12 protein-coding genes, 1 tRNA gene and 1 pseudogene are annotated in these 12,604 nt (G+C 62.8%); 5 read left to right on the top strand and 9 right to left on the bottom strand.

Annotated elements, in window-relative coordinates:
* Window positions 1–26: 26 nt before the first annotated feature.
* Both JG746_RS20580 and JG746_RS20575 read left to right on the top strand, forming a co-directional pair.
* Complete coding sequence (locus JG746_RS20580; RefSeq protein WP_202354450.1) at window positions 27–254, top strand: hypothetical protein; 228 nt, start codon at window positions 27–29, stop codon at window positions 252–254.
* A 16-nt stretch (window positions 255–270) separates the two neighbouring features.
* Window positions 271–594: a hypothetical protein gene (locus JG746_RS20575; RefSeq protein ID WP_202354449.1), complete on the top strand. Its 324-nt coding sequence runs from the start codon at window positions 271–273 to the stop codon at window positions 592–594.
* 359 nt (window positions 595–953) lie between these two features.
* On the opposite strand, the gene JG746_RS20570 is transcribed toward JG746_RS20575, so the two are convergent.
* The 8 genes and pseudogenes from JG746_RS20570 to JG746_RS20540 form a co-directional block, all read right to left on the bottom strand.
* Window positions 954–1,772, bottom strand: a complete 819-nt coding sequence (locus JG746_RS20570) for an MBL fold metallo-hydrolase (protein WP_202354448.1) — start codon at window positions 1,770–1,772, stop codon at window positions 954–956.
* 3 nt (window positions 1,773–1,775) lie between these two features.
* Window positions 1,776–2,570: a TatD family hydrolase gene (locus tag JG746_RS20565; RefSeq protein WP_202354447.1), complete on the bottom strand. Its 795-nt coding sequence runs from the start codon at window positions 2,568–2,570 to the stop codon at window positions 1,776–1,778.
* Window positions 2,570–4,123 carry a methionine--tRNA ligase gene (gene metG, locus JG746_RS20560; protein WP_202354446.1) on the bottom strand — a complete coding sequence of 518 codons (1,554 nt, stop codon included), beginning with the start codon at window positions 4,121–4,123 and terminating at the stop codon, window positions 2,570–2,572. The genes JG746_RS20565 and metG overlap by 1 nt, the downstream gene beginning before the upstream one ends.
* Window positions 4,124–4,205: 82 nt before the next feature.
* Window positions 4,206–4,328: pseudogene (locus tag JG746_RS37755) on the bottom strand (DNA polymerase III subunit delta'); the annotation flags it as partial.
* Between the two features lie 286 nt (window positions 4,329–4,614).
* A complete protein-coding gene (locus JG746_RS20555; RefSeq protein WP_202354445.1) occupies window positions 4,615–5,664 on the bottom strand; it encodes a DNA polymerase III subunit delta' in 1,050 nt (349 codons plus the stop codon).
* Entirely contained in the window at window positions 5,661–6,335 is a 675-nt protein-coding gene (gene tmk / locus JG746_RS20550; RefSeq protein ID WP_202354444.1) for a dTMP kinase, read from the bottom strand. The genes JG746_RS20555 and tmk overlap by 4 nt, the downstream gene beginning before the upstream one ends.
* 76 nt (window positions 6,336–6,411) lie before the next feature.
* Window positions 6,412–7,578: a D-alanyl-D-alanine carboxypeptidase family protein gene (locus JG746_RS20545; protein WP_202354443.1), complete on the bottom strand. Its 1,167-nt coding sequence runs from the start codon at window positions 7,576–7,578 to the stop codon at window positions 6,412–6,414.
* 83 nt (window positions 7,579–7,661) lie between these two features.
* Window positions 7,662–8,774 carry a septal ring lytic transglycosylase RlpA family protein gene (locus JG746_RS20540; protein ID WP_274609306.1) on the bottom strand — a complete coding sequence of 371 codons (1,113 nt, stop codon included), beginning with the start codon at window positions 8,772–8,774 and terminating at the stop codon, window positions 7,662–7,664.
* Between JG746_RS20540 and JG746_RS37210 the strand changes: the two genes are divergently transcribed.
* The 3 genes from JG746_RS37210 to JG746_RS20530 all read left to right on the top strand — a co-directional run bounded on the left by JG746_RS37210 (window position 8,764) and on the right by JG746_RS20530 (window position 11,016).
* Window positions 8,764–9,186, top strand: a complete 423-nt coding sequence (locus JG746_RS37210) for a hypothetical protein (protein WP_244730961.1) — start codon at window positions 8,764–8,766, stop codon at window positions 9,184–9,186. The two genes, JG746_RS20540 and JG746_RS37210, sit on opposite strands and share 11 nt — an antisense overlap.
* A 991-nt stretch (window positions 9,187–10,177) precedes the next feature.
* Window positions 10,178–10,414 carry a hypothetical protein gene (locus JG746_RS20535; RefSeq protein WP_202354441.1) on the top strand — a complete coding sequence of 79 codons (237 nt, stop codon included), beginning with the start codon at window positions 10,178–10,180 and terminating at the stop codon, window positions 10,412–10,414.
* A gap of 512 nt (window positions 10,415–10,926) precedes the next feature.
* Window positions 10,927–11,016 (top strand) — tRNA-Ser (locus tag JG746_RS20530).
* A gap of 67 nt (window positions 11,017–11,083) precedes the next feature.
* On the opposite strand, the gene JG746_RS20525 is transcribed toward JG746_RS20530, so the two are convergent.
* Window positions 11,084–12,505, bottom strand: a complete 1,422-nt coding sequence (locus tag JG746_RS20525) for an MFS transporter (RefSeq protein ID WP_202354440.1) — start codon at window positions 12,503–12,505, stop codon at window positions 11,084–11,086.
* Window positions 12,506–12,604: the final 99 nt, after the last annotated feature.

The raw sequence follows: 12,604 nt of genomic DNA, 5'->3' as shown, positions 1-12,604 counted from the left end.
GCGCGACTACGGTTTGCACATCGTAGGTGAGCATTGCCCCTTCGGCCTCGGCCGGCGCGCCCTACGGCAACTGCCTCACCGTGCCAGTCTCGACGGTGGGTTGTCAACGGCGGCTATTGTCGGCCATCCATATCGACAACGCTGTTGAAACCGCGAACACCGACCGCAAGAGCAACATCATCGTTAGCTGTATGCTCGACGCGCCGTCCCGGCAGGCGCTGGTCCTGGACGATGAACTGGCGGATCTGAAATGATATCGGTTCCGGAGGAATGGAGCTGACAGAATTTTCATTGCGGGCAGGGTTGCTTATCGGCCTGTGCTTCACGCCCATCGCGCTGCTGCTGGCGCTCTTCTCGGCCGGAGCTGGGCATGGAAATTACGTGCTGGCGCGCCTTCTTTATCCGATACCCATGTTGGCGACGCTCTTGACCAATAACACCATCACCGGCTTGTCCGTGGGACTGGCTGTGGCCCAATTTCCCGCTTATGGAGCCTTCGCTGCTCCAGGCGGCCGTATCAGATGGCTGTCGCTTGGCATCCTGCACGCTGTTGCAATCGCAGCTGCCTTCAGTGGGCTTCTCGACTATTTCTAAGGACCGCAGCCGCTGGGTCAAAGGACCGTCGCATTACGAAGTGGCTGCTGATCCGAAAGTCGCATAAGATAGATTATGGAACTAGCGCATTGGCCGGCATCTGGGAATTGCCAATGATTTTATTGATCTGACGGCCAACGTTATGCTGCGCGGATGACGACGGCAAAGCGTGGCGGTAGACGGCCAGGCGCTGATGGCTAAGATGCTGCACGACGACAGGGCTCGTGGATCGCAGTGCTCGGTGCTGATGGCGACGCACGCCGGAGCGCTGCTTTTTCCCAGCATGGGCTATGAACGGATTGGGACGCTGCTGATATTCGGCCCAAAGCGCAAGACGGCTTCATAAAAGGCCGTTCGCATCATTCTGATTCATAAGGGATTTCAATCACCATGCCGTCATGGGCCGGCGCCACCTTATCAGGCGTCTCGGCCATCACGGTCGCATAGTCGAGCGGCACATGCATGTGGGTCAGCACAGCATTGCTGGGCGCCAGCCTCTCGATCCATTCCAGCGCCTGGCCGAGCGAGAGATGGCTGGGATGGATGTTGTACTGCAGCGCGTCGATGACCAGCATTTCCAGGCCGCGCAGCCGTTCGGCGGTGGCGTCGGGAAAGCCGCTGATATCAGGGCAATAGGCCAGGCCGCCGATGCGGAATCCGAGCGAGATGATGTCGCCATGGAACTGCGGCAACGGCTCCAGGGTGAGGGCACCCCCCTCACCTTCGATCACCACCGGCCTTGTGTGGTCGATGATATGCGCCCGCACGATCGGCGGATAGGAGCTCCCCGGCGGCGTCTCGAAGCAATAGCCGAACGCCTGCCGCAGGCGCAGCATCGTCGGCTGGTCGGCATGGATGTCGATCAGGTGACGCTGTTCGAGCACATAGCCGCGCAGATCGTCGATGCCGTGGATGTGGTCGGCATGGGGATGCGTGTAGACGACCGCGTCGATGCGTTTGACCGAAGCGAGCAGCATCTGTTCGCGAAAATCCGGCCCGGTGTCGATGACCACGGTGGTGCGGCCGCCATCGGCCGCAATCCGCTCGACCAGCGCTGCCGTGCGCATACGCCGGTTTTTTGGATTGGTCGGGTCGCAATTGCCCCAGTCGCCGGTGATGCGCGGCGTACCTGGCGACGAGCCGCAGCCGAGAATGGTGAGGCGCAGCCTGTCGGTCATCGGTCAGGCGCTCTGCTCGGCAGGCCGTGGCATCTTGCCGAACAGCCGGAAGAAATTGTCCGTCGTCAGATCGGCGATTTCAGCTTCGCTGACGCTAATCGTCTCCGCCAGCACGCGGGCCGTGTGCGCGACGTAGGCCGGCTCATTGCGCTTGCCGCGAAACGGGATCGGCGCAAGATAGGGCGCGTCGGTTTCGACGAGCAGCCGGTCATGCGGCACGTCGACGGCGATGGCACGCAATTCGGCCGAGTTCTTGAAGGTCAGGATGCCGGAGAACGAGACATAGCCTCCGAGCGCGACGCCCACCTCGGCCAGCCGGCGTCCGGACGAGAAACAATGCAGGACGAAGGGGAAGGCGCCCTTCCCTGTCTCGTCCTCGAGAATGGCTGCCATGTCGTCATCGGCATCGCGCGAATGGATGACGAGAGGCAGGCCGGTCTCACGAGCGGCGGCAATGTGCGTGCGAAAACCCTGCGCCTGCGCGTCGCGCGGCGCCTTGTCGTAGAAATAGTCGAGCCCGGCCTCACCGATCGCCACCACTTTCGGGTGTGCCGACAGGCGGACAAGCTCCTCAGCGGTGACGTCGAGTTCTTCGGCGGCATTGTGCGGATGGGTGCCGACCGAGCAGTAAATTTCGTCAAAAGTCTCCGCGATTTCAAGTATTTGCGGAAAGCGCCTCACGCGGGTTGAGATCGTCACCATGCGGCCGATTCCGGCCGCTTTGGCGCGGGCGACAATGGCCGCCCGCTCCTCGGCGAAATCTGGAAAATCCAGATGGCAGTGGCTGTCAACAAGCATCAGGCGTTCGCACCCGGCTGTTCGACATAGCGCGGAAACACGCCTTCCGGCACCGGCAAGGCGGTTCCGGGCACAAGCGCATAGTCGGCGTGGACATGCTCGAAGTTACGCTTCTCCGCCGGCACTGCCAGCAGGTCGAGCAACTTCGCGGCCGACCCCGGAACAAAGGGCTGGCACAGCACGGTGACGCGTCGAACCACTTCGGCGGTGGTCCACAGCACCGTTTCCATCCGCTCGGGATCGGTTTTCTTCAGCGCCCATGGTGCCTGTCCAGCGAAGTATCGATCGGCTTCAGCCACCACATCGAAGATCGCCGCCAGTGCCAGATGAATGCCTTGCCCGTCCATGGCTTTGCGGGCCGTGGCAAGAGCAGCCACCGCCTGATCCAGGATGGCGCTGTCAGCTTCCGTCAAATCGCCACGCTTCGGCACCACGCCGCCGCAATTCTTGGCGATCATCGACAGCGAACGCTGCGCCAGATTACCGAGGCCATTGGCTAGATCGGCGTTGGTGCGGTTGACGATCGCGTCATGGCTGTAGCTGCCGTCCTGGCCGAACGGCACCTCGCGCAGGAAGAAATAGCGCACCTGGTCAACGCCGTAATGCTCGACCATGGTGAACGGGTCGATGACGTTGCCGACCGATTTCGACATCTTCTCGCCGCGGTTGAACAAGAAGCCGTGGCCGAAAACGCGCTTCGGCAGCGGGATGCCGGCCGACATCAGGAAGGCCGGCCAGTAGACCGCATGGAAGCGTACAATGTCCTTGCCGATGATGTGCGCGTCAGCAGGCCAGAAACGCCATTTCTCATCATTTTCATCGGGATAGCCGACGCCGGTGATGTAATTGGTCAACGCGTCGACCCACACATACATCACATGCTTCTCGTCGCCCGGCACCGGTACGCCCCAGTCGAAGGTGGTGCGCGAGATCGACAAATCCCTGAGTCCGGATTTGACGAAGCTCATCACCTCATTGCGGCGCTCGGCCGGGCCGATGAAGTCGGGCTGGCTTTCATAAAGCGCGATGAGCTTTTCCTGGTAGGCCGAGAGGCGGAAGAAATAGCTCTCTTCCTCGACCCATTCGACCGGCGTTCCCTGCGGCCCGTAGCGCACATTGTCGGGACGGACCTCCGTCTCCTCCTCGCCGTAATAGGCTTCGTCACGCACCGAGTACCAGCCGGCATAGCCGCCTTTGTAAATGTCGCCATTGGCGTCCATCGCCTTCCAGATCGCCTGCGAGGACGCGTAATGCCGCTCTTCGGTGGTGCGGATGAAATCGTCGTTTGAGGCGTTGAGCGCAGTCGCCATGCGTTTGAAATCGGCCGAGTTGCGATCGGCCAGTTCGCGCGCCGAAATGCCTTCGCGCTTCGCCGTCTGCAGCATCTTGATGCCGTGTTCGTCGGTGCCGGTAAGGAAGAACACGTCCTTGCCGTCGTGCCGCTGGAAACGGGCAAGCGCGTCGGTCGCGATCAACTCATAGGCATGGCCGATATGCGGCTTGCCGTTCGGATAGGAAATCGCGGTCGTGATGTAGAATGTGTCGCGTGACATGAATGACCATCATGAATGTCTGAATGGAAGCCGTGGCGGTGGATATCGCATCGGAATGGCGATTGCCATCCCGGTGGGACCGTCACATTCGCATCGCAGACTTCAGGCGGTCGATCATCGTCAAGGCGTGCTGCTTCTTGTCGGGATTGTCGGTGTCGGTCTCAGATATCGCGTCCGGCGCCTAATGCCAAGTCCCGCGTTGCGTCTGGGCCTCGATCATGGCACCGGGTCCGGAGCTCGTAGGCCGTTGCAAAGGCAGGTCGTGGTCCGTAGTTTCGCGGCGGCGCAAAAGGGCAGACCGGCATGGCCACGACCACGCAACATGATCCGCGGCAGGCGCTCGACGCGCGCCTGCGTCAGGCTGGCGCCAGCAAAACCGTTTACGCCCTCGTCACGCCCGAGATCGAAGCCGTGAAGGCCGAGCTGCTCGGCAACTCCGGGGGAAACGGGCGAGCCAGCCCTAGACAGGGCAGACCATTCCGAAAGCCCGTTCACATGGCCGACTTCAGCCGGTCGATCATGGTCAGGGCGTGCTGCTTCTTGTCGAGATTGTAGGTGTCTGTCTCGGAGATCGCGTCCAGCGCCTCATGCCAGGTGTCCGACAGCGTCTTGGCGCGCGCGAGGTTGCCGGCGCGCGCCGCCTGGCTTGCGGCATCCGACAACAGGTCGAGCGCGCGGCGGTTGAAGATATCGAACTGGATCGCCTGGTCTTTGCCGGCGACGGCTTCCGCCAGCCGATAGGCCCCGCCGATATCGCTCCTTCCCTTCGCCACAAGTGCATCGAGCGTCTCGGCGATCTCCAGCCCGCCATATTGCGTCAAGAGGATCGCGTTGCGCGCGCTGCCCCCTGCCCGCTCGACCAATGCCGCCCGTGCCGCCGGATCGTCTGGTGGCGGCGGCTCGGCGGTTTCCAGCACCGCCAGCAACTCGTCGGCATCAAGCGGCGTCAGGCGCACCACCTGGCAGCGCGAGCGGATCGTCGGCAGCAGGCTGCCCGGCGCATGGACGATGAGAATGAAAAGCGTTCGTGCCGGCGGCTCCTCAAGATTCTTCAGCAAGGCATTGGCGGCGTTGGCATTCATGTCGTCGGCCGGATCGACGATGACCACCCGGTAGCTGCCGTCATGCGAGGTCATCGACAGGAAGCGGCTGACCCGGCGGATCTCGTCGACGGTGACGACGGTCTTGAAGCTCTTGGTCTTGTCGTTCATAGGGCGGGTCAGGTGCAGCACGCCCGGATGCGCCCCGGTCGCGATCTGCCGAAACAGCGGCGAGGCCGGATCGGGGTTGGCAAGGCTTTCCGGCGCCTGCTCGAAGGCTGGGTGCTTCAAGAGGTGATGCGCCAGATGGAAGGCCAGCGTCGCCTTGCCGATGCCGACCGGCCCGGCGAAGATCAGCGCATGCGGCAGCTTTCCCGATCGATAGGCGGCGGCGAGCATCTCGGCCGCCTGCCCGTGTCCGACCAGGCGCGGCGTTTCGGATGGTTCGGGAACGCCGTCCAGCGTGTCATGCTGTTCCGGCGCGATGCGTTCGAAGATCATACCGGTGCTGCCTGCCTGTTGCGCGCCGGCGCCCTCGCCTCCAGCGCCGCGAACACGGCGGCGGTGACGACGTCCTCCACCGTATTGGGATCGGCGGAAGCGTCGACGACGATGCAGCGTTCCGGCTCGGCCGTGGCGATCGCCAGGAAAGCCTCGCGCCGGGCCTGATGGATGGCCAGCGTCTCCTTTTCGAAGCGGTCGGCGCCGGCATCGCTGCCGCGCCGCAGCGTCGCACGCCTGAGGCCCTCGGCCGGATCGATATCGAAGATCAGCGTCATGTCGGGCATCAAGCCGTTGATGGCGACCTGTTCCAGCGTGGCCATGAACGCCGGGTCGATCCCGCCGGTGACCCCCTGGTAGACGCGTGAGGAATCCAGGAAACGGTCGCAGAGCACGATCGAGCCGCGCTCGACCGCCGGCCGGATGACCTGCTCGACATGGTCGGAACGCGCGGCGGCGAAGAGCAGCGCTTCCATCTTCGGTCCAAATGGCTCGGCTGCACCCGAAAGCAGGACATGCCGGATCGCTTCGGCGCCCGGCGAGCCGCCGGGTTCGCGCGTCAGCAGGACATCATACTTCTTGGCGCGCATCTTCCGCGCCAGCCGCTCGATCTGCGTCGACTTGCCTGCGCCCTCGCCGCCTTCGAAGGTGATGAAAAATCCGCGCGCCAATCGAAAGGGCCTTTGTTCATGTGGATTGTTGCGCTCTAGATAGTCCGCGTTCGGGAAAACGTCCATGCCGTCGGCGCTATCGCAGCCAACCGATCGCCAGTTCCTTGACGGCATCGAGCGCGCGCTGCGGCAGCGTGCCCACGCTGATCGATTCAGCGGCGAAAAGCGGCGTCTCCTGGCTTAGCGTGTCGCCGATCCAGACGCGTAGCGCGCCCACCGGCTGGCCCTCCTCGACGGGTGCCGCAACCGGGCCGGTGTAGACGATCCTGGCCGTCAGCTTGTCGCGGTTGGTGATCGGCAGGAAGATGTCGATCGGCCCCTTTGCCTTCAGAGTTACGCCGGATTTCGCGCCGCCAAAAACCTGGGCCTCGCCGACCACCTCGTCCTTGGCGAAGATCTCGGTCTTCTCGAAGGAGCGCGCGCCCCAGTCGAGCAGCTTGCGCGCCTCCTCGGCACGCTCCTTGTCGTTGGCCAATCCGCTCATCGCCATGATCACCCGCGTGCCGTTGTGGCTGGCCGATGCGACGATGCCAAAGCCCGAGCCCTCGCTCGCACCGACAGCCAGGCCATCGGCGCCGATGTCCATGGCCAGCAGCGGGTTGCGGTTCTTCTGCGAGATCTTGTTCCAGGTGAAATCCTTCAGCCCGTAGTAGCGATAGAAATCCGGATAATCGCGCCACAGATGCAAGGCCAGCTGCGCCAGTTCGCGCACCGTCGTCTGCTGGCCGTCGGCCGGCAGGCCGGTCGAATTGACGAAGGTCGATGTTTTGAGCCCGATCTGGCGGGCGCGCTCGGTCATTTGCGCCGCAAAATTGTCCTCGGATCCGGCCATGCCTTCGGCGATGACGATGCAGCCGTCATTGGCAGCTTGCACGGTCACGCCCTGAATCAGGTCCTCGAGCCGGATCGCCGATTTGAGCTTGGCAAACATCGTCGATGTGCCCGACGGCGCGCCGCCCTTGCGCCAGGCGTTTTCGCTCACCACGAACGTGTCGTCGAGCTTGAGACGCCCGGATTTGATGGCGTTGAAAACCACTTCCATGGTCATCAACTTGGCCATCGAGGCCGGCGGGATCGGCTTGTCGGCGTCTTTCGAGAACAGCACCGTGCCGGTGTCGGCATCTATCATGAAGGCCTGTGTGGCCTTGGTCTCGAAAAGCTGCGCCTGGGCTGGTGCGAGGCAAAGCAGCAGCAAAGCCAGCCCCAGAAAGCCGGCAAATGGCGGAAAGGCGCGCAACTGCATGAAATCTCGACCCGTTTGCCGGTTTTGGCACAGCCAAGCTATCAGGGTTTTTTCCGCCGGATCAACCGCCCGGGCAAAATAGATCAGTTGCGCACAGCCAGCGCATCGGGTGCGCCGTGCGACCATGCCGCCTGCAGCAATTCGTCCAGGCCGCCATGGCCATTGGGATAGAGATTGACAGCATACCAGTCATTGCCGTCGAGATCGGAACGCTGAATTTCCGTCCTGCCGAAGGGCTGAAGTGCCGCTGCCACGCGCTTGGCTTCGGCTGCGTCGTCGAACGTGCCGGCAGCGACATAGTCGGCGCTGGACGGCGACGCCTGCGGATTGGACTTTTTCCACGACCGCAGGATGTCGGCGGGCGACATGCCGCTTTCGTCCAGCGCGGCAAAGACATCGGCGCGCTGAACGCGCTCATCCGCATAGGACAGTGACGCAACCGCGAACGGCGACTGCGGCGGCAGGCCGATATCCGGGCGCTCCGGCACGATCGGCCCGAAGTCGGGCAGTGCCAGGTCGCCGAAGGCCGGCGCCTGCGCCGACAAAGATGGTTGCGCGGCCTCGCCGGAATTCGTCAGCTGACCCGGGAACGGTACGGCGGCCGCGCCCACCGGCACGCTTGGCGACGGTCCGTTCATGGCCACCATGACGCCGGTCGGCAAGCCGTCCGACGGATCCGGAATCCGGTTGCCCGGATGGTAGGAGGCCATCAGATACTGGTCGTCATTGCCGTCGAGCGGCGCGCGGCCGACATATTCGACCTTGACCTTCGCGGTACCGACCTTGGCGTAGTCGAGCATCTGCGCCGCGCGTTCCGAGACGTCGATGATGCGGCCCTCGTGATATGGCCCGCGGTCGTTGACGCGCACGATGACCGAACTGCCGGTTTCGAGATTGGTGACACGGGCATAACTCGGCAGCGGCATCGTCGGATGCGCGGCCGTCAGTTGCGCCGTGTCATACACTTCGCCATTGGCAGTCAGCCGGCCATGGAAGGCGTCGCCGTACCACGAAGCCAGGCCCACCTTGGCGTAGCGCTTGTCTTCCTTGGGATAGTACCACTTGCCGCGCACCTGATAGGGCTTGCCGAGCTGGTCGCGGCCGCCGCCGCGCCGCATGAAGGCAGCGCGCGGGCTCGCCTTTACGCCATATTCGGTCTCGGCGAAATATTCCTTGGAGCGAGGCTTGGAATTCACCATCGCCTTCGGCTCAGGCTGCGACGCGCAAGCCGCCAGCAAGGCAGCCGACGCCGCCAATAGCGTAAGCGTGGAAGCGCGACGAAGACGCGGGCGCGCCGAAGCCTGCATTATCCCGAAATCCCCTATAGTCTCAATCAAGACGCCGTCGTTTTGTACAGCAGAGGAGCCAAAGCACTCACTCGACGAAACCAACGGCGCCCTGAACCCCGATCCTTTGTGCGCAGGAATTGTTTATCACGGTATTAACCGATTGTGGCCGGAACCGGGCAAGATTGTGGCGCCCCTGCTGCGCGGGTCGGCGGAGGACACACCAGCCGCGCCTCGTCGTCTGGGATGCAGGATATCGCATAAGTATCGGCTTATAGGAGGGGTCAACGAAGCCAGCGTGGCCAAGGTCGGAGACGGCTAGCAGAATCCCAACCATCTATGTCATTATATTAAAGGGAGCTAATAGGGGGCGACGAACTTCGTGAGACATTCCGAAATCCGTCAGTTTTTAAAGCAGGGGCATGGCTGACACCAAACCGTCGCCCCCAACTGTACAAATCAGCCAATCCTTAGGCGAATGGGTTGTTAGGATCGTAAGAACGGACGGCAACACCTATTCCAGGGCCTTTGAACGTGAGTCCGATGCCGTCGCTTTCGCTGAAGATCAGCGTTTGCGTCTGGGATTGCAACCGCCGACGCCCGACTAGTCGTGCGGAACTGGCATCTTGCTTCAGGGCTTTGTCCTTCTGACCTGGCCCGGGGTCAGGAAGCCATCCCTAATCAGCTCCAACGCGTCGAGCGCGTCTTCATCCAACAAGTTTGTCAAGGGCACGCCACCCACACGCACAACCTTGTTGTTGTCTATCTCGTAGACCTCCCAGAGCCCATCCGTGACTCTTCGGATTGCGTGCCGTCTCTCCATAAGGGGTTTCTAATAAACGAGTCGGCGAAGCTCCAGCAAGAAAACTCGATCGAAAGAGTTAACAGTGGAAAACCATGCCCGCTTTGGGGACAACGCTGCACCGAAGCCCGCCCCAGACAGTTTTGCCCCCGTCCGAGGCGGGCTGATTGGAAGCTGATGGAGGCAGCTTCCTGGCCTTGGCCCACGGGGATCAAAACCAAGGCAGGTTCAGAACTTCAGCGAGCAAAGATTGTTCCCGCGTGGCGATCGCCCTACCTCGCGCTAGGTCGTCGAACTTCGCGGCATCGGAAGAAACTGGCCGAGCACCGTCCAAAGCTCGGCAGGGGCAAGGATGAGAAGGATCTGGCTTTCCCGACATGGGATGGCCGTATTCAGACCCCTCGTCCGCTCCCGCAAGAGTTCTCCAGGCCCTTACGTCCTTCGTTCGCATGTTCCTTGTATTAGCAGGAGCGCATATCTTTGCCGTGCGGCGCCTAGAGCGGAGGCCCAAATGGGCGGCTATAAGGCCTGGCATGATGCTATTCACGACCATCAGGTCGAATCTTTCGCTTCAGAGAACGGTTTGACTGCGGATCTGGTCTGGGAGTTGATCCTAAAATGCGGCAACAGCCGCAAGGCCGTGATCAAAGCTGCGCAGGGTTCAAAAGCCGAGGCCGCCCCTGACGATGATCGTGGGCCGACGAAAGCAATATCCGGCTTGCCCCGAAGGAAGCCCCAAATCGGCTAAGCCCTGCGGCCACCACTGCCCAGTCCCCTCTCGCAAAGCAAACCGACGATGGGGTCCGATACAACGAGCCGAAGAGCGGCCGAGCCAGGACGGTAGCGCTCTCTGCCGGCACTGTCGCCGAACTCAAGGCACACAGGGCGCGGCAGGGCCATTTGCGCATCGGCATTCGCTCGGACGCTGACAGTCTCACCCATGAGTGCGTCCGCGTCCTTGGCAAGACCTCCCTGCCCCACATCCGATTCCTTCGGCACACGCACGCGACACAGATGCTTTCAGCCGGCGTTCATCCGAGGATTGCAAGCGAGCACTTGGGCCATTCCAACATCGGGATCATGCTGGACCGCTGCCCGCATGTCATGCCAGGAATGCAGGCCGACGTAGCAGAGCAAGTTGACGTCGCGTTGCAGGCCGCTATAAGCAGCGAGCGAAAAGGCAGATAGTTGCAAACAGCGTAGCAAAGGCATTCTCGGGCCTCTCGCGAATTGAGAAAAGCGCAATGATTGCAATTACTTGGAGGGATGGCCGAGCGGTTTAAGGCACCGGTCTTGAAAACCGGCGTGGGCGCAAGTTCACCGTGGGTTCGAATCCCACTCCCTCCGCCATATGCCGCCGACTGCCTTCTATAGTGCGCTATCGATCGCCCTGTCGCCAGCATAAGCGCCGACCCGGTCACGGTCTTGCGGGCGCGCGGATCCAGCCGATCGCCGAACCTGCGGCGACAGCGTAGACAGCCGCAGCCATCACCGCGACGATCCATAGCGCAGCGGGCAGGTTTGGCGTCAGCGTCGAGGCGGCGCTCGCGGCAGCGACGCCGAGCAGGCTCCCGGTCTGGCGCAGTGCGTTCAGCAGGCCGGATGCCACGCCCGACGCTGCCTCGGGAACCTGCTCGAGAACGGTGGCGATCACCGGCGGCACGGAAGCGGACGTGCCCACACCGAAGATGGCAAGCGTCCCGACGATAGCCGGCCATGACGCATGAGCGATCAGCAGCCAGGCCGCCAAGGGCGCGAAAAGGGCTGCGAGGAGAAGGCTGCCCGCGATGAGGTGCTGCGGCGACATTTTCGCCCGGAGCCTGCCCGCGATCACATTGCCGACCGAAAGGCTCGCCGCGACCGGCAGCAAGGCAAGCCCGGTTCGGCCGGCGTCGAGCCCGTAATCGCCGTGCAGATAAAGGCTGAGGATGAACAGCATTCCGAAATAGCCGACATAGACAAGGCAACCCACAAGGTTGGCCGCAAGAAAGGCCGGGTTGCGGAACCACACGAGCGGGACCATCGGATCGCGGGAGCGGCGCTCGATCAGGAACCAGCACAGTGCGGCGGCGACGGCGATGGCCGCCGCAAGCCGGACCACGGACGAACCTCCGCCCCGTTCCGGCAATTCGATCGCGGCGAAGCAGAGGGCGCCGAGCATGACGATGCTGGTGAGTTGCCCGCCCCAGTCGAACCTCTTCATCCGCTGCGTCGATCGGAGCCGCACGATCCGAATCGTCAGGCCAAATGCCAGCAAACCCGCCGGCACGTTGACGAGGAAGACGCTGCGCCAGCCAAGGCTGCCAACCAGCAACCCTCCGGCCGCGGGCCCGATCGCCGCCGCGGCCGAGGCGATGCCGGCCCATGTCGCGATCGCGCCCGCCCGTTCGTCGGCATCGTCGAAGGTTCCCCGCACGACGGCCAGCGACGCCGGCAGGAACAGGGCGGCCCCGACGCCCTGCGTCAGCCGGGTCGCGACAAGCCATGCGACCGTGCCGGCGGCGCCACACAAGGCGGAAGCGACGACGAACAGGGCCAGCCCCGCGAGATAGACGCGCTTCGCGCCCCAGCGATCCGCGAGAACACCTCCGGCGAGGATGAGCGCCGCCATGCTCAGCGTGTAGGCATCGACGATCCAGGCGAGGTCGCTGACTGTCGCATCGAGATCGGCGCGCATTGCGGGCAGAGCGACGTTGACGATCGTGGCGTCGAGCACCGCCATGAACATGCCGCCGGCTACGAGCCACAGGGTGAACCTGCGCCGCCTCTCTGCGATTGCTTCGTCATCGGGACCGGAGGCACCGGCGTGGTTGCCTTCCAGTATATCGCATCCTGTCATCGGACATCTCCTGCAGGCCCAAATCTAGGAATCCATGCGATGCGATAAAGCAGTATATCCGCCTTTCTCTGATGCAAGGATGCATCACGCGCTTCGCTT

The sequence above is a fragment of the Mesorhizobium sp. 113-3-3 genome, assembly GCF_016756495.1.
In the GTDB taxonomy this organism is placed as follows: domain Bacteria; phylum Pseudomonadota; class Alphaproteobacteria; order Rhizobiales; family Rhizobiaceae; genus Mesorhizobium.
Note: the sequence above shows the minus strand (reverse complement) of the source record. Positions and strands in the feature narration are given on the sequence as shown.